Consider the following 17,814-nt stretch of genomic DNA (forward strand, 5'->3'; position numbering starts at 1 on the left):
CCCGGCGGGAAGGGGAAATTGCCGGTATACAGGGCGAGTTGAGGACGCGCTCCGCGGGTTCGGGCGGGGCGGGGGCGCTCTAACGGTCCCGCCGGTGGACCACGCGCTTCCTGACCAGCCGGTCGTCGGTGAAGCAGAGCTGATAGGCGTCGTCGGAGCCCGCGCGGACGCTGTAGTACCGGCAGGTCCAGTCGTGCGGGGGCGGTGGGGTGCCGTCCGGCGGGGCGTCCAGCGCGAAGAACGGGAGGAAGGACTCCACTCCGGAGCGGTCGGCGCCGAGGCGGAGCACCGCGTAGCGCTCCCGTTCCAGCACCGTCCACGACGGGCTGACCAGATGGAAGGTGCTGCTCAGCACCACCAGGGCGGCCAGCAGTGCCAGCGGGACCGCCACCGTCTGCCGCAGCCGGCGCCGCACCTTGCGCCGGGCGTCCGCCAACTCCCGTTCGGCAGCCGTGGGTTCGGAGAGCCGGGTGGACTCCGGCAGGGGCGCCCCGGCCGTCGGCAGCCGTGCCGAGACGGTGAAGCCGCCCTCCGGGGTGGGGCCGGCCCGCAGGGTGCCGCCCGCCAGCCGTACCCGCTCGTCCAGCCCCACCAGGCCGCTGCCCCCGGAGACCGGGGCGGCCGCCGGCCCGGTCGGCGGCGCGGTGTGGGTCACGGTGACCCGCAGTTGTCCTTCGGCCCGCCCGATCCTGACCCGGACGGCCGCGCCGGGGGCGTGCTTGGCGGCGTTGGTCAGGGACTCCTGGACGACACGGTGCAGGGCGGGGCCGGTCATGGCCGGAAGGGGGATGGTCCCGGTGTCGTCCGGCTGCTCCAGGTCCACCGTCATCCCGGACGCCCGCGCCCGCTCCACCAGCCGGGGCACGCTCTCGTCGGCCGGGGTCCGGGGCGCGCCCTCGTCGTCGGCGCGCAGCACGCCGATGATGTCCCGCAGCCGTTCGGTCGCCGTCCCGGCGGCGGCCCGCAGCTCACCGGCCGCCGCCTGACGGTCCGGGTCCAGCCGTGGATCGACCTCCAGCGCCCCGGCCCGCAGGGCGATCAGGGCCAGGTCGTGGCCGAGGGAGTCATGCATGTCACCGGCGATCCGGGCGCGTTCGCGCAGCCGGGTGCGGTCGGCGACGGCCCGCTGTTCGCGCTCCATCCGCTCGGCGAGCTGCCAGCCGGTGCGGGCCAGCGCGGCGTACTGCCGGCGGTAGCGGCCCAGCAGCCACGGCAGCATCACATTCAGCAGCAGCGTCAACAGCAGCGAGAACCACGGCCACACCGTCCGGCCGACCACCGCTGCCAGCGGCAGCCCGCCCGCCGCCACCGCGGAGAAGAACCACAGTGCCGGGCGGGCCCGGGACATCCGGGCCCCGGCCAGATAGCCGAACACCGCCAGCGCCGCGCAGTAGGCGACGGTGAACAGGTCCAGCGAGATCACCAGGCTCGGCGCGACCGGCAGCGCCAGCGCCGTCAGCGGCCGCCGCCGGTGCAGCAGCACGGACACCGCGAGCAGCGGGAAGGCGGCCGCGGTGGCCCACGGGTGGGTGGCGGCGAGGGAGGGGAAGGCGAACGCCGGCGGACCGCACACCAGGAGGTAGAGCCCCAGCCCGGGGACCAGCGCGCGCAGCTGCCGGGCGTCCGGGCGCCGCCGGCGCGTCATGACGCCGGGACCAGACCCGCCTCGTACGCGAGGACCGCCGCCTGCACGCGGTTGCGGACGTCCAGCCGGGCGAGGACCGCGCTGACATACGCCTTGACGGTGCCCTCGACCAGGGACAGCCGCTGGGCGATCTCGGCGTTGGACAGCCCGGCGCCGACCAGCCCCAGCACCTCGCGCTCCCGCCCGGTCAGCTCGGCGACCCGGGCCCGGGCGGTCACCCCGCGGCCCAACTGCCCGGCCGCCAGGTGCGAGATGACCCGCCGGGCGACGGACGGCGAGAGGCAGGCACCGCCCTCGGCGACGGCCCGGACCCCGGCGATCAGCTCCCGCGGATCGCCGGACTTGAGCAGGAACCCGGCCGCGCCCGAGCCGAGGGCCTCGGCGATGTACGCGTCCTCGGAGAACGTCGTCAGCATCACGACGGCGGTGGCGGGCAGCGCCCTGGCCAGCTCCGCGGCGACCCCGAGGCCGTCCAGCCGCGGCATCCGGATGTCCAGCAGACAGACGTCGGGCCGGTGCCGGAGCGCCAGGCCGACCGCCTCGCGGCCGTCGGCGGCCTCCGCGACGACCTCGATACCGGGTGCCGCGCCGAGGATCGCGCGCACACCGGCCCGTATCAGGGGCTCGTCGTCGGCGAGGAGGACCCTCGTACAGCTCGTGGGCGGGCCGCCGCGGGACTCAGTCATACCGCCAGATTATGCGGCGGGAGGCCCCTGGCGGCGGGGGTTCAGCGGGTATCCGGGCATGCGGCCCGTCCCCCAACCGGGCGGGCTCCCCGGCCCGTCCGGCACGCTGCCGGGGCCGTGGGCGGGAGGTGCCGGATGCTGAGGGCCTCCGAATCCGCAGGAGCGGCCCGTGAACCAGCCCAGCCCCCGAGGAACCGGTGCACCGGCACTCAGCGACGCCGGCCAGGACACCGCCGATCAGCCCGGGGTCATCGGTATCGCCCTCGCCGCCGTGCTGACGGCCGCGCTCGCCGAGGGGTCCTGGCAGTGGTTCGCCACCTACATCGGCGTGACCCTGCTCGCGGTGGTCTTCTCCTTCTACGGGATGCCGGCCTGGACGCCCGGCTTCCGCACCCCGTACCTGCGGAAACTCCTCGCGTATGCGCTGGTCGTCGGCCTGTGCGTGGCGATCGCACTGGCCCCCATGATGCAGCGCTGGGCGTGGCTGTTCCCGATGCCGGGCACCCGTAGCGGCTGCCCGGAACTGGGCCGGTACGAGGGCTTCCGGGCGCACGCCGAACTGGCGCACCCGGCGGGGCTCGACCAGGCCGCGCTGGCCCATGCGCAGCGGGCCCGGACCGAGGAGGCCGTCGCCGACTGCCTGTCGGCCACGACGACGCACTGGCTGCCGGTGTACGGGGCCGGGGCGGCGGTGCTGGTCGGTGTGGCCGTGTGGTTCTTCGACCGGGCCCGTGCGGAGAAGGGCAACCGTCCGGCGTCTTCCTGACCGGGGCCGTGCAACGCGAAGGCGGTGCCCGGAGAATCTCCGGACACCGCCCGCCCCGGGGTCAGATCACCCCGGCACAATCAGCACGTTCCCGCATGGTGCGTCACTTGACGCCGACACCGGTCCAAGCGGCCTCGACGCCCTTGACCTCGGCGCTGTCGGCCTTGTACAGGTCGGTGGCGGCCTTGACGGTCGCCTCGCGCGCGGCCTTGTAGTCCGTGTTCGAGGTCATGTACTCGGTCAGGGCCTTGAACCAGATCTTCTCGGCCTTGTCCCGGCCGATGCCCTCGACCTTCTTGCCGTCCGCCGTCGGGCTGTCGTACTTCACGCCACCGATCTCCTTCGCGCCGCTGCCCTCGGACAGCAGGTAGAAGAAGTGGTTGGCGACACCCGAGGAGTAGTGCGGGTCGAGGCCACCGGTCTTGGAGTCCCAGTTGTCCTGCGACTGACCGTCCTTGGACGGCTTGTCCATGTAGCGCAGCGGCTTGCCGTCACCGTTGATGTCGATCTTCTCGCCGATGAGGTAGTCGCCCGGGTCCTTCTCGCTCTTGGCGAAGAACTCGGCCGACGTGCCGAAGATGTCCGAGGTGCCCTCGTTGAGACCGCCGGACTCACCGCTGTAGGTGAGGTTGGCGGTGGCGGAGGTGACACCGTGCGACATCTCGTGCGCCGCGACGTCCAGGGCGGTCAGCGGCTTCTTGTCGCCCTCACCGTCGCCGTACGTCATGCAGAAGCAGCTGTCGTCCCAGAAGGCGTTGACGTAGCTCTTGCCGTAGTGCACGCGGGACGAGGCGCCCTTGCCGTCGCCCTTGATGCCGCTGCGGCCGTGCACCTTCTTGTAGTAGTCCCAGGTCACGGCCGCGCCGTAGTGCGCGTCCACGGCCGCGGTCTGCGGGTCGTCCGGCTTGCCGGTGCCCCACTTGTCGTCCTCGTCCGTGAAGGCCTTGCCGTCACCGGACTCGCTGTTCTCGAGGTTGGTGGTCTTGTGGTCACCGCGGTCCTTGTCGGTCAGCGTGTAGCCGCTGCCCGACTTGGAGGTGCCCAGCTCGACGCTGCCGCTGTACTCGCTCTCGCCCTTGCCGGTACGGATCTCGTCGTACTGGAACAGCTTCTTGCCGCTGTTGGCGTCGGTGATGACGTGCATCCGGCTGGGGGTGCCGTCCTTCTTCACGCCGTTGACGACGGTGTCGTAGGCGAGGACGGGGGTGCCGGAGGCGGCCCAGACGACCTTCTTGGGCGCCTGCGCGTCGGCCTTCTTCGCGCTGAGCGACTTCACCGCGGTGCCCTGCGCCGACTTCGCGGCGGCGGTCGGGGCGATCTTGGCGGTGGTGGAGGCCACCTTGACCGTCTTGTCGGTCGACTTGGTGGTGCTCTTGACCGCGCCGCCCTTGGCGGTGTGCACGATCAGGTCGCCGCCCAGCACCGGCAGGCCGGCGTAGGTGCGGTCGTAGCGGGTGTGCGTGGTGCCGTCAGCGTCCTTGATGACGTCCTTGACGACCAGCTTCTCCTGTGCGCCCAGGCCCAGTTCCTTGGCGGCCTGCGCCTTGGTGGCGCTCGCGTCACGCAGCAGTTCCGCGCGGTGCGAGGCGCTGAGCTTGAGGGGCGAACCGTCCGCGGTGGGGGTCTGGGCGGGGGAGGCGCCGGCGGTACCTGCGGTGATGCCGGCGGCCACGAGGGCGGCGACGGCGAACGAGGTACCGATGACACGGGTCTTACGGGATATGCGGGGGGTCACGCGTGCTCCTTCAACTTTGCCAAGTGGTGGGGGTGCAAAGCGATGCGGGTGTGACGTGCGTTCGGAGAGACTGCCATTCGAACGCGTGCATGTCAGGAGGGTGTAAAGGGATTGGCTGAAAAATGTCCGTGGAGAGGTGCGCGCCGTTCGCATAACGGAGCTGGGCGCCGCCCCCGGCTATCAGGGGGCGACGCCCAACGCGCTTGCCTCGTACCTCAGTTGTGCGGTGGCGTGATCTGTGACCCGCCTATGTCATACCCGGGTGACGGCTGGGTGCCGCCACGAGGTCAGAACGTCAGCTTCCAGCCGTTGATGTAGCCGGTGTCCTGGGAGTAGACGTCCTGGACCCGGAGCTTCCAGGTGCCACTGGCCTTCTCCGAGGAGGCGTTGACGGTGTACGTGGTCTTCACGTCGGCCGCCGAGTCGAACGCGCTGGAGTTCTTCAGCCGGTAGGCCGTGCCGTCCGGGGCGATCAGGTCCACGACCAGGTCACCGCGGTAGGTGTGCACGATGTCCACCCCGACCTTCAGGGTGCTCGGCGCGTTGCCGGTGCGGCCGACGGTGATCGGCGAGGTGACCGCCGAGCCGGCGTCCGGGATCTGCACGTCGGCGGCGTTCTCGAAGACATTGCCGCCGCCGGCCGGGTTGACCGTCCAGGTGAAGGCGGTGGTACCGGTCTTCTTCGCGGCGTCGGTGACCGTGACCGTCACGTTGGCGGTGCCGGCCGTGGTCGGCGTACCCGAGATCAGACCGGTGGTGGCGTTGATCGAGAGCCCGGCGGGCAGCCCGGTCGCCGCGTACGTCAGTGCGCCCGCGGTACCGCTGCTCGCCTTGATCTGGAGGCTCGCCGCCTGGCCCACGGTGCCGCTCTGGTTGCCCGGGTTGGTGACGGAGACCGCGCCGCTGTCCGGGACGCGGGAGCCGACGTTGACCGCCGCCCAGGTGTTGGCGACCGTGTTGTAGGAGGCGCTGCCCTCACCGAACAGGTCGGCCGCGGCCTTGAGGGTGGCGGTGCGGGCGGCCGCGTAGTTGGTGTTGGCGCTCATGTACTGGCTGAGTGCCTTGAACCAGACCTTCTCGGCGTTGGCCCGCCCGATGCCCGGGACCGGCAGGTTGTCGGAGGTCGGGCTGTCGTAGTGCACGCCGCCGATGTCCTTCGGGCCGCTGCCCTCGGACAGCAGGTAGAAGAAGTGGTTGGCGACGCCGGACGAGTAGTGCACGTCCTTGTTGCCGACGTTGCTCGACCAGTAGTCGGCCGAGGCCCCGTCCTTGGACGGCTTGTCCATGTAGCGCAGCGGGGTGCCGTCGCCGTTGATGTCGATCTTCTCGCCGATGACGTAGTCACCGGGGTCGGAGGTGTTGTTGGCGTAGAACTCCACCGCCGTACCGAAGATGTCGGAGGTCGCCTCGTTGAGGCCGCCGGACTCACCGCTGTAGGTGAGGTCGGCGGTGGCCGCGGTGACACCGTGCGACATCTCGTGGCCGGCCACGTCGATGGCGGTCAGCGGGGCGGCGTTGCCGCTGCCGTCGCCGTACGTCATGCAGAAGCAGCCGTCGTCCCAGAAGGCGTTGACGTAGCTGTTGCCGTAGTGGACCCGGGAGTAGGCGCCCACGCCGTCGCCCTTGATGCCGCTGCGGCCGTGCACGTTCTTGTAGTAGTCCCAGGTCTCCTGGGCGCCGTAGGCCGCGTCCACGCCGGCCGTCTGGGCGTTCTGCGGGGTGCCGTCGCCCCAGGTGTCGTCGGCGTCGGTGAAGAGCGTGCCGGTCCCGGAGGAGCCGTGCTTGAGGTCGTACGTCTTGTGGTTGCCGCGGGTGGGGTCGGTCATCGAGAAGTTCGGTGCCGAGCCCGAGGTCCCGAGGGTGACCTTGCCGCTGTACTCGCTGTTGCCGACGCCGTTCCTGATGCCCTGGTACTCGAAGATCTTGGCGCCGGTCGTGGCGTCCGTGATGACGTGCAGCTGGCTGGGGGTGCCGTCGTCCTGCAGCCCGCCGACCACCGTCTCGTAGGCGAGCAGCGGCTTGCCGTCGGCGACCCAGACCACCTTGCGCGGCGCCTTCGCGGCCTCGGACTTCTTCGAACCGAGCGCCTGCGCCGCCTTGACGGCCTTCGACTCGGCCGTGGCGGGCCGCACCTTCGCGGTGGTGCTCGCGACCTTCAGCTGGGAGCGCACGGCCTTGGTGACGCCCTTGAGCGTGCCGGCCTTGCTCTCGTGGACCACGAGGTCGCCGCCGAGGACGGGCAGCCCGTCGTAGGTGCGCTCGTAGCGGGTGTGCACGGTGCCGTCGACATCCTTCGAGACGTCCTTGACGACCAGCTTCTCCTGCGCGCCGAGCTTGAGCTGCCGCGCGGTCTCGGCGGTGGTGGCCCCGGCTGCCCGTATCAGCTCCGCACGCTGGGACGGGGACAGCTTGGCCGGCAGGGCGCCGGGATCGGGGGTGGCGTGCGTGGTGCCCGGCCGCGGGGCGGCCGCCGTACCGGTACCGGCCTGGACACCGACGGCCAGCATCGCGGTGACAGCGACGAGTGCGCCGGTGGCGACGGCGCGTCCATGGGGGGTGCGTCTCACACTGACTCCTTCTGCGGTGGCCGCCATGAGGCGCTGCGGCCGAGGGGGACCGGGCGGCAAAGCGGCCGTCCGGGCAGAGCGAGGCAGAACTCTTGGAGCGTGTGGGGGGAGACGTACGGGAGGTGCTGGGCGAACAGGTGGAACGGGTGGTGCGGATGAAGCCTCCGGCCGCAGGGAGCTGATGCTGTGGGGGTCCGTGCGGCGGTTGCGGGGAAGAGTCCCACCACCGGTGGCTTGTTGTCAGGCTCCGTTCAACTAATTGGCCGGAAACCGTCCGTTGCCCGAAATCGGTGTCCGGAAGCCGGACAGCCCGTGATCGGCCACGCAAGCCGCCCCCGGCCCTCCACAGCACCGGAAACCGCCCGGACGGCAGTTCACAGCCGTCCGGATCACGACCCCCGCACGGCGGGGCGGGCGGGGTCGTGATCCGGACGCCCCGGTCCGGCGACGCGCCTCAGCTGTGCCAGGAGCGCCACAGGGCGGCGTACGCCCCGTCCGCCGCCACCAGCGCGTCATGGGTGCCGAGTTCGGTCAGCCGGCCCTCCTCCATGACGGCCACCCGGTCCGCGTCGTGGGCGGTGTGCAGACGGTGCGCGATGGCGATGACCGTACGGCCCGTCAGGACGGCGGCCAGCGCGCGCTCGGTGTGCCGGGCCGTCCGCGGATCGAGCAGCGCGGTCGCCTCGTCCAGGATCACCGTGTGCGGGTCCGCCAGCACCACCCGCGCCAGGGCCAGCTGCTGGGACTGCGAGCCGTCGGGGCGGTGACCGCCGTCGCCCAGCTCGGTGTCCAGGCCGGCCGGCAGCTCCGCGGCCCATTCGGCCCCCACGGCGGCCAGCGCGGCACACAGCGCGGCGTCCCCGGCACCGGGCGCGGCGATCTGCAGGTTGTCCCGGAGCGTGCCCAGGAACACATGGTGCTCCTGGGTGACGAGGACGACCTGCCGGCGCAGCGCCGCCGGGTCCAGCGCGGTGACCGGCACCCGCCCGACCGTCACCGAGCCGCTGCGCGGGGCGTCGATCCCGGCCAGCAGCCGCCCCAGGGTGGACTTGCCGGCGCCGGACGGGCCGACCACGGCGAGGCGTTCGCCGGGGCGGACCGTCAGGTCGACACCGCGCAGCACGTCGCGCCGCGCGGCGAGCTCCCGGCCGCCGCCGGGGGCCCCGTAGGCGTAGTGGACGCCGGTGACCTCGATGCGGTCGTCGGCGGGTACGGCCGGGGCGGCGGACTCCGGGGCGGGATGCGGGAGGTGGGCCACGGCGGCTGCCCCCGCGGTCCGCCGGGCCTCGCCGAGCCCCTCGACACGGGCGAACGCGGCGCCGCCGCTCTGCAGTTGCTCGGCCCAGAACAGCACCGTCGCCAACGGGTCGGACAGCTGCCGCAGATACAGCGCCGCGGCGATGACCACGCCCAGACTGATCCCGCCCCGCCCGTGCAGCGCCCCGCCGGCCAGCAGGACACCGGCCACCGGGAGGACGTAGGCGACATCCACCGCGGGCAGCAGCACACTGCGCAGGAACAGCGTGCGGGTGCGGGTGCGGCGGCACCGCTCGACGGCCCGCTCGCCCGCCGCCGCCCGGCTCTCCTGGAGGCCCAGCGCCTCCACGGTCCGCGCGCCCTCGGCGGTGGCCGCCAGCAACTCGGCGAGCGCCGAGGTCGCCGCGCCCTCCGCCAGATACGCGCCGTGCGCCCGGCGCAGATACCACCGGACCGCGAACACCCCGCTGAACACCAGCAGCCCGCACAGGCCGAGCCGCGGATCGAGCACCACCACCGCACCCAGCAGGAACAGCGCCTGCGCCGCGGCGACACACACCTCCGGTACGGCGTCCCGCAGCGACCGGGCGACCGAGGCGACGTCCGACGTCCCGCGGGCCGTCAGATCGCCGGTGCCGGCCCGCTCCACGACCGCGGCCGGCAGCGCCAGCGCCCGCTCCACGTACTGCTCCCGGACCCGCGCCACGGTCCGCTCACCGAAGCGGTGCCCGACATACCGGGCGTAGCGCGCCAGCAGCAGCTGCGCCAGCCCGCACACCAGGATGACCAGCGCCAGCCGGTCCACCGCGCGCACCCCGCCGCCGGCCCGCACCGTGTCCACGATCCGGCCGAGCAGCCAGGGGCCGGCCACCCCCGCGGCGGCCGCCAGCGCGTTCAGCGTGAGCATCAGGGCGAAGGCCCGGCCGTCCCGCCGGATCAGCCGGCCCGCCGCCCGCCGGGTCGTGGCCGGACCGGCCACCGGCAGCGCCGCACCGTCCGGCGGCGCGCTTTCGGACCGTCCGGGCCGGGTGGCGGTCGCCGTCATCGTGCGTCCTCCTTCGTCACGGGCGCCCCGGCCGCCTCCGCGCGCCGGGAGCCGCTGCCCTCGTCCGTGCCGTCCGCGTCCTGAACGCCCTCCGTGTCCCGGACGTCCTCCGCGTCCTCGCCGCGGGACACCAGACGGCGGTATCCGGGCTGCTCGTCGAGGAGTTGCCGATGGCTGCCGACGGCGGCGGCCCGGCCGTCGACGAGGTAGTAGACCCGGTCGGCCCGGTCGAGCAGCAGCGGGGAGGTGCTGGTGACGACGGTCGTACGGCCTTGCCGCGCGCGGTGCAGCCGGGCCGCGACACCGCCCTCGGTGTGCGCGTCGACCGCCGAGGTCGGCTCCACCGCCAGCAGCACCTCGGGGTCGGCCAACAGCGCCCGCACCAGCCGCAGTCGCTGCCGCTGCCCGCCGGAGAGGCTGCGGCCCTGTGCCTCGACCGCCGAGTCCAGCCCGTCCGGCAGGCCCCGGACGATGTCCTCGGCCAGCGCCGTACGGACGGCCTCCCCGATCGCCTCGTCGGTACGGTCCCGGCGCCCGGACACCACCTCGCGCAGCGTCCCGGCGAACAGCGCGGCCTCGTTGTCCGCGACCAGCACCCGGTCGCGGACCTGCGGCAGCGCGATCTCGTCGAGACGTACCGTGCCCCAGGTCGCGGCCGAATCCGCGAACCGGCCCAGCCGGTCGGCCACCGCCGCCGACTCGGCCGGCCGGGCGGCGGCCAGCGCGGTCAGCAGACCGGGCACCACCTCGACACCCGACACCGGATCGTGCAGCACGGACGCGGCCTCGGGGGCGTCCGCCGTCCCGTCGGCGGCATCCGGCTCCAGCCGCAGGAAGCGGATCACCCGCCGGGCCGCGACCAGCCCGCGGGTGAGGTCGTAGCCGCCCTCGATGAAGAACGACACCGGCACCACCAGCGCCGCCGCATAGCCGTACACGGCCACCAACTCGCCCACGCTGATGGCCCCCTGGGCCGCCATCCGGGCCGCGAGCCAGGTCACCGCGGCCAGGAACAGCGTCGGCAGGCCGACGCCGAGGGCCTGCACCCAGCTCGTCACCGCGCCGACCCGGTAGCCCTCGCCCTGCAGCGCCCGGGAGTCGCGCCGGTAGCGGTCGGTGAACACCTCCTTCCCGCCCAGGCCGTTGAGCACCCGCAGCCCGCCCACCAGGTCCGTGAGCCGGGCCGCCAGCCCGCTCTGCCGCTCGCGGTAGCGCGACTCCGCCCCCTGCAGCCGCCCCAGCAGCGGCCCGACCAGCAGCGCGAGCAGTGGGACACCCAGCAGCACCACCCCGGCCAGCAGCGGCGACACGGTCAGCAGCAGGACGGCGACGGTCCCGTAGGCCAGCACCGCGCCGACCCCGGGACCGGTCATCGTCAGCGTCTGGCTGATCACCGCGACATCGCCGATCCCGATCGTGACGACCTCCCCGGCCGTCACCTGGCGCGGCAGCGCCGCCCCCAGCCGCAGGGTGTGCGCCACGATGACCCGCACCGTACGGAACGTGGCGTCCATCCGGATGCGGGTCATGGTGCGGTGCCGCATGACCGCCAGCCAGGCGTTCGCCACCCCGACCACGAACAGCACCGCCACCCAGCCCAGCAGCACCGGCGGCCGGCCCGGCACCAGCCCCTCGTCGATGGCCCGGGACAGCACATAGGGCGGCAGCATCAGCCCGACCATCCACAGGCTCCCGTACGTGGCCCCCGCCGCCGCCCGCCCCCGTTGACGGACCACCAGCCACCACAGGTACCGTCCGGCACTGCGGCGGTCGGGGACCTCCGGTCCCCTCGCGGTGTCGGTCATGCCGCGTCCCCCTCGCGTCGTCTCCGCCCTACCCCACGCTGTCCCGCCACGCCTGGTGCAGCTGAGCGAACCGGCCCCGTCCGGCGATGAGTTCGGCCGGCGGGCCGTCCTCGACGATCCGGCCGTCGGCCATGACCAGCACCCGGTCGGCGATGTCCACGGTCGACAGGCGGTGGGCGATCACCAGGGCCGTACGGCCCTCCAGGACAGTGTCCATGGCGTGCTGCACCGCGCGTTCGCCGGGTATGTCCAGCGAGCTGGTGGCCTCGTCGAGGAGGAGCACGGCGGGGTCGGCGAGCAACGCGCGGGCGAAGCCCACCAGTTGGCGCTGGCCGGCGGAGATGCGGCCGCCGCGCTTGCGGACGTCGGTGTCGTAGCCGTCCGGCAGGGCGGCGATGAAGTCGTGGGCGCCGATGGCCCGCGCGGCGCCTTCGATCTCCGCGCGGGTGGCGTCCGGGCGGCCCAGGGCGATGTTGTCGGCGACGGTGCCGGAGAACAGGAACGCCTCCTGGGTGACCATGACGACATTGCGGCGCAGCGCGGCCGTGGACAGCTCGCGCAGATCGACGCCGTCGAGCAGCACCTGGCCCTCGGTGGGGTCGTAGAAGCGGGCCAGGAGCTTGGCGAGGGTCGACTTGCCGGCGCCGGTGGCGCCCACCACGGCCACCGTCGTCCCGGCGGCCAGGGTCAGCGCGAAGCGCGGCAGCACCTCGCCGCCGGTGCGGTAGGCGAACCGGACGTCCCGGAAGGTGACCTCGCGGCCCGGCCGCTCGGCGGCGACGGGCGGCAGCGCGGCGGAGGCGGCCGGCTCCGGGACACCGGGGCGCCGGGCGAGCAGACCGGCGATCTTCAGGAGCGAAGCGGCCGCGGACTCATAGGAGTTGAGGAACATCCCGAGCCGGTCGATGGGGTCGTACAGCCGGCGCAGATAGAGCACCGCGGCGGCGAGCACGCCGAGCGCCAGACCGCCGGTGGCCACGCGGTAGGCGCCCCACAGGACGATCCCGGCGACCGCGGTGTTGGCCACCAGCCGGGAGGCGACGACATAGCGCGCCATCTCCAGCAGCGTGTCGCCGTTGAGCCGCTGGTGGCGGTGGTTCAGCCGGGCGAAGACGGCGTCGTTCGGGCGCTCGCGGCGGAACGCCTGCACCGGGCGGATGCCGTTGAGTGTCTCGGTGAACTTCACGATCACGGCCGCCGTCGCCGTGGACTTGGCGCTGTAGGCCCGGTGCGAACGGCGCCGGAAGGAGCGGACCAGGAGGGCCAGCGGCCCGGCGGAGGCGAGGGCGGCGGCGCCCAGACCCCAGTCCAGCCAGAGCAGGGTCACGCTGATGAAGACCGTCGAGAGGACGATCACGACCAGTTCCTGCAGGCCCTCTTCGAGGAGTTCGCGCAGCGACTCCACGTCCGTGGTGGCCCGGGAGATCAGCCGGCCGGACGTGTAGCGCTCGTGGAAGTCCAGGCTCAGCGCCTGGCCGTGCCGGAAGATCCGGCCGCGCAGGTCGAGCAGCACGTCCTGGCTGACCCGCGCGGACAGCTCGACGAAGCCGAACTGCAGCCCGCCGGCCGCCGCCGCGCACAGCGCCGCCGCCACCGCCACGGCGAGCAGCGGCCCGTGGTCACCGGCCCGCAGCGCGGGCACCGCGCGGTCGAGCGCGTAGGCCACCAGCAGCGGCCCCGCCTGCACGGCGGCCTGCTGGAGCAGCAGCAGGACGGCCACCAGCCCGACGCGGCGCCGGTGCGGGCCCAGCAGGGAAGCCAGCAGAGCGCGGGCGGCCCCCTTGGGCGCGGGCAGCGCGTCCTGGGCGAGCGCGTCGGGGGAGAGGTCCTCGGACTCCGGGGGCGGCGGCGCGGGATGCTGCCGGGGGCCGGGGCGGTCACCGGGGTGGTCGTCGGGGCCGTCGGACGGGCGGCCGGTCGTGGTGGTGGTCATCGGGCACCCGCTCCCTCGCCGGACATCAGGATCGCGTACTCGGGGTGGTCCCGGAGCAGTTCGTGGTGGGTGCCGACGGCGGCGATCCGTCCGCCGGACAGCAGGGCCACCCGGTCGGCGAGCAGGACCGTGGACGGCCGGTGGGCGACGACCAGGGCCGTGGTGGTCGCCAGGACCTGGCGCAGTGCCGCCTCCACCCGTGCCTCGGTGTGCACATCGAGCGCGGACAGCGGGTCGTCGAGGATCAGGAAGCGCGGCCGGCCGACCACGGCACGGGCCAGGGCGAGCCGTTGCCGCTGCCCGCCGGACAGGCTCAGGCCCTGCTCGCCGACCTGGGTGGCACCGCCCTCGGGGAGCGCGTCGACGAAGCCGTCGGCCTGCGCCACCTCCAGCGCCCGCCGCAGGTCGTTCTCCTGGGCGCCCTCCCCGCCCATCAGGACGTTCTCCGCCGCGGTCGCCGAGAACAGCGTCGGCTCCTCGAAGGCCACCGCGACCAGCGCACGGACCTCCTCCCGGCGAAGCGTCGCCAGATCGCGGCCGTCGAGGCTGATCCGGCCCGCGGTGGGGTCGTACAGCCGCGGCACCAGCGCCGTGAGCGTGGTCTTGCCGCTGCCCGTCGCCCCGACCAGCGCCATGGTCTCGCCGGGCCGGATGTGCAGGGTGATGTCCTTGAGCAGCGGCGGCGAGCCGGGCGGCGCGTCGGGGTAGCGGAACTGCACACCGGAGAAGACCAGTCCGCCGGTGTGGGCGGAGTGGGCGGTGTGGGCGGTGTCGGCGGCATCGCTGGTGTCGGCGGGCGAGGAGGCACCGGCGGGAGCCGCTGCGCCGGACGCCGGTGCGGCCCCGGCGTCCCCCTCCGCCGCCCCCTCCACCGCCGGTTCGTCCAGCACCTCGAAGTACCGGTCGGTGGCCGTCGCCGCCTCGTTGCTCATGGCCAGCAGGAAGCCGATCGACTCCACCGGCCAGCGCAGCGCCAGGGCGGTGGACAGGAAGGCGACGAGGGTGCCCGCGGACAGCTCGCCGTCGGCCACCTGGAGCGTGCCGAGCACCAGCGCCCCGCCGATCGCCAGCTCCGGCAGGGTGGTGATGCACCCCCAGATCCACGCCAGCAGCCGCGCCTTGCGCAGCTCGGAGGTCCGCAGCGCACGGGTCAGCCGCCGGAAGGCCTCGGCCTGGCTGCGGTGGCGGCCGAAGCCCTTGATGATGCGGATGCCGAGCACCGACTCCTCGACCACCGTCGTCAGATCGCCGAGCTGGTCCTGGGTCCGGCGCGCCGCCCGCCCGTACTTCGTCTCGAAGACGGCGCACAGCACGATCAGCGGCGGCACCGGCGCCAGCAGCACCAGCCCCAGCGACCACCGCTGGGCCAGCAGCAGCACCGCGCCCACCAGGATCGTGACGCCGTTGACCAGCAGAAAGGTCAGCGGGAAGGCGAGGAACAGCCGCACCGTCTGGAGATCGGTCGTGCCCCGCGACAGCAACTGGCCCGAGGGCCAGCGGTCGTGGAAGGAGACCGGCAGCCGCTGCAGATGGCGGTACAGCGCCGCACGCATCGCCGCCTCGACGCCGGCCAGCGGACGCGCCACCAGCCAGCGCCGCAGCCCGAACAACAGCGCCTCCGCGAGCCCGAGCAGCAGCAGACACCCGCCGCCGAGCCAGGCCCCGCCCGGATCGCGCTCCGCCACGGGCCCGTCCACCAGCCACTTGAGCACCAGCGGAATGACCAGGCTGACGCACGAGGCGAGCACCCCCACGCACGCGGCCGTGAACAGCCGCGCCCGCACCGGCCGGGCGAACGGCCACAGGCGCAACAGCGAGCGCACGGCGGAGCGTTGGGGTAAGTCGGTTCGGTCGGTCGGGTTCGTCGTCTGCGTGGTGTCGGCCATCACTCGTGAGCGTACGGCGCGGCACTGACAACGCTCATGTGGATTTCCGCCGGCGGCCCCGCCCCGCGCCCCCGCCCGTGGACCTCAGCCCGGCACCGCCCGGAACAACAGCACCGACCTCCCGCCCACCGTGACCGGCGCGCCCGCCGCGAACGGCTCCGCCCCCGGCTGCTCCTCCCGCGCGGTGTCGACCAGAAGCTCGTAGTTCGCGGCCCAGGGCGGCCCGGGGAGGGTGAACGGGCGCGGGGAGTCAGCGGCGTGGAGCACCGCGAGGAAGCTGTCGTCGACGATCCGCAGGCCCCGGGCGTCGCGCTGCGAGATGTCGTTCCCGGAGAGGTACATCCCCAGCGTGGCCCCCGGGGTGTACCAGTCCCGTTCGCTCATCTCCGTGCCGTCCGCGGTGAACCACGCGAGGTCGCGCAGACCGCCCTGCCGGTGCGGCCGACCGGAGAAGAACGCCCGGCGGCGCAGGACGGGGTGGGCGCGGCGCAGCGCGACGAGACGGGCCACGAGACCGGCCAGCGGGCGCCACTCCGGGTCGTCCAGGAGCGACCAGTCGACCCAGCTGGTCTCGTTGTCCTGGCAGTAGGCGTTGTTGTTGCCGTGCTGGGTGCGGCCCATCTCGTCGCCGGCGACCAGCATCGGCACGCCCGTCGACAGCAGCAGGGTGGTCAGCAGGTTCCGCAGCTGGCGGTGGCGCAGCGCGGTGACCGCCCGGTCGTCGCTCTCGCCCTCGGCGCCGCAGTTCCACGACCGGTTGTCGTGGGTGCCGTCGCGGTTGCCCTCGCCGTTGTCCGCGTTGCGTTTGTGCTCGTAGGTGACCAGGTCGCGCAGGGTGAAGCCGTCGTGCGCGGTGATGAAGTTGACCGAGGCGTACGGGCGGCGGCCGCCCCAGGCGTAGAGGTCGCTCGACCCGGAGAGCCGGTAGCCCAGGTCGCGGACATCGTGCTGGGCGCCGCGCCAGAAGTCCCTGACGGTGTCGCGGTAGCGGTCGTTCCACTCCGTCCACAACGGGGGGAAGGCGCCGACCTGATAGCCGCCGTTGCCCACGTCCCAAGGCTCCGCGATCAGCTTGACCCGGCGCAGCACCGGGTCCTGGGCGATCACGGCGAGGAACGGGGAGAGCATGTCGACGTCGTGCATGGAGCGGGCCAGCGCGGCCGCCAGATCGAAGCGGAAGCCGTCCACGCCCATCTCGGTGACCCAGTAGCGCAGCGAATCGGTGATCAGCCGCAGGACGTGGGGCTGGACGACGTGCAGGGTGTTGCCGCAGCCGGTGTAGTCGGCGTAGCGGCGGGCGTCGCCCGCGAGACGGTAGTAGCCGCGGTTGTCGATGCCCCGGAGGGAGAGCGTCGGGCCCAGCTCGCCGGCCTCGGCGGTGTGGTTGTAGACGACGTCGAGGATGACCTCGATCCCGGCGTCGTGCAGCGCCCGCACCATCCGCTTGAACTCGCCGACCTGCTGCCCCCGGGTACCGGTGGCGGCGTATCCGGCGTGCGGCGCGAAGTAGCCGATGGAGTTGTAGCCCCAGTAGTTGCGCAGCCCCCGGCGCACCAGGTGGTCCTCGTGCGCGAACTGGTGGACGGGCAGCAGCTCGACGGCGGTGACCCCGAGCCGGACGAGGTGCTCCAGCGCCGCGGGGTGCGCCAGCCCGGCATAGGTGCCGCGCAGCCGCTCGGGGACACCGGGGTGGCGCATCGTGAAACCGCGCACATGCAGCTCGTAGAGCACCGAGTCGGGCCACGGCGTCTTGGGCCGGCGGTCGTCCCGCCACTCGTCGGCACCGTCCTCGCCCCCGGTGTCGTCGCCGACCACGACGCCCTTCGGGACGTACGGCGCCGAGTCCCGGTCGTCGCGCACGGTGTCGGCGGCCTGCTGCTGCGGCCAGTCGCGGACGTGCCCGTAGAGCTGGGCGGGCAGCGCGGCTCCGGAGCCGGTCGCTTCCGTCCGCGTGCCGAAGTCGCCGTCGACGGCTCGGGCGTACGGGTCGAGCAGCAGCTTCGCCGGGTTCCAGCGGGCGCCGGACCAGGGGTCCCAGCGGCCGTGCACCCGGAAGCCGTAGCGCTGCCCGGGGCGGACCCCGGGCAGGAAGCCGTGCCAGATCTCATGGGTGAGCTCGGTCAGCGCATGGCGCGTCTCGCGCTCCGCTTCGTCGAAGAGACACAGCTCGACGGCCTCGGCGCCGCCCGCCCACAGGGCGAAGTTGGTACCGGCGACGCCATCGGGGCCGGTGCGGTAGCGGGCCCCCAGGGGGGTGGGACTGCCGGGACGGATGTCCGCGGGTGGGGCGAGTGGTTCGTCCGCCACTGCCTCCTGCTCGGGTGCGCTCGACACGTGCCCGCCTCCTGCGGCTCATGGCTCGGTCGGGCGGTGGGTCCGGCAGGGGGTTCCTCCCGGCGCGTGCCGGGGAGTCCCGTGCGGGTGTCCGCCCTCCCCGTTGTTCTTCCCGCAACCGGGCGTTGCCTCACGCTTCCCGTGCGAGGCTCCTG

At 73.5% G+C, this 17,814-nt stretch carries 10 protein-coding genes; 1 reads left to right on the top strand and 9 read right to left on the bottom strand.

Going from position 1 to position 17,814, the window contains the following annotated elements; all coding sequences use genetic code 11:
- Positions 1–79 precede the first annotated feature (79 nt).
- Together ACWC9R_RS17290 and ACWC9R_RS17295 are read right to left on the bottom strand one after the other, a co-directional pair.
- On the bottom strand, positions 80–1,645 hold the full coding sequence (locus ACWC9R_RS17290; protein ID WP_450732393.1) for a sensor histidine kinase: 1,566 nt from the start codon (positions 1,643–1,645) through the stop codon (positions 80–82).
- The gene (locus ACWC9R_RS17295; RefSeq protein WP_450732395.1) at positions 1,642–2,331 is read right to left on the bottom strand and encodes a response regulator; all 690 of its coding nucleotides are present in this window, start codon (positions 2,329–2,331) and stop codon (positions 1,642–1,644) included. Before ACWC9R_RS17295 ends, ACWC9R_RS17290 begins: the two co-directional genes overlap by 4 nt.
- Positions 2,332–2,500: 169 nt before the next feature.
- On the opposite strand from ACWC9R_RS17295, the gene ACWC9R_RS17300 reads away from it, so the two are divergent.
- Entirely contained in the window at positions 2,501–3,097 is a 597-nt protein-coding gene (locus tag ACWC9R_RS17300) for a hypothetical protein (protein WP_450732397.1), read from the top strand.
- A gap of 103 nt (positions 3,098–3,200) precedes the next feature.
- Here the strand turns inward: ACWC9R_RS17300 and ACWC9R_RS17305 are convergent, their stop codons facing one another.
- The 7 genes from ACWC9R_RS17305 to glgX form a co-directional block, all read right to left on the bottom strand.
- Complete coding sequence (locus ACWC9R_RS17305; RefSeq protein WP_450732398.1) at positions 3,201–4,832, bottom strand: M4 family metallopeptidase; 1,632 nt, start codon at positions 4,830–4,832, stop codon at positions 3,201–3,203.
- A 287-nt stretch (positions 4,833–5,119) separates the two neighbouring features.
- Positions 5,120–7,399 (bottom strand): M4 family metallopeptidase, encoded by a 2,280-nt coding sequence (locus ACWC9R_RS17310; protein ID WP_450732400.1) that lies wholly within the window; start codon positions 7,397–7,399, stop codon positions 5,120–5,122.
- A gap of 454 nt (positions 7,400–7,853) precedes the next feature.
- Positions 7,854–9,701: an ABC transporter ATP-binding protein gene (locus ACWC9R_RS17315; protein ID WP_450732402.1), complete on the bottom strand. Its 1,848-nt coding sequence runs from the start codon at positions 9,699–9,701 to the stop codon at positions 7,854–7,856.
- On the bottom strand, positions 9,698–11,506 hold the full coding sequence (locus ACWC9R_RS17320) for an ABC transporter transmembrane domain-containing protein (protein ID WP_450732404.1): 1,809 nt from the start codon (positions 11,504–11,506) through the stop codon (positions 9,698–9,700). Before ACWC9R_RS17320 ends, ACWC9R_RS17315 begins: the two co-directional genes overlap by 4 nt.
- 28 nt (positions 11,507–11,534) lie before the next feature.
- Positions 11,535–13,439, bottom strand: a complete 1,905-nt coding sequence (locus ACWC9R_RS17325; RefSeq protein WP_450732405.1) for an ABC transporter ATP-binding protein — start codon at positions 13,437–13,439, stop codon at positions 11,535–11,537.
- Positions 13,436–15,325, bottom strand: coding sequence for an ABC transporter ATP-binding protein (locus ACWC9R_RS17330; RefSeq protein ID WP_450732407.1), 1,890 nt, complete (start codon positions 15,323–15,325; stop codon positions 13,436–13,438). The genes ACWC9R_RS17325 and ACWC9R_RS17330 overlap by 4 nt, the downstream gene beginning before the upstream one ends.
- 84 nt (positions 15,326–15,409) lie before the next feature.
- A complete protein-coding gene (gene glgX, locus ACWC9R_RS17335; RefSeq protein WP_450732408.1) occupies positions 15,410–17,659 on the bottom strand; it encodes a glycogen debranching protein GlgX in 2,250 nt (749 codons plus the stop codon).
- Positions 17,660–17,814 lie beyond the last annotated feature (155 nt).

Source organism: Streptomyces sp. NPDC001219, assembly GCF_053597915.1.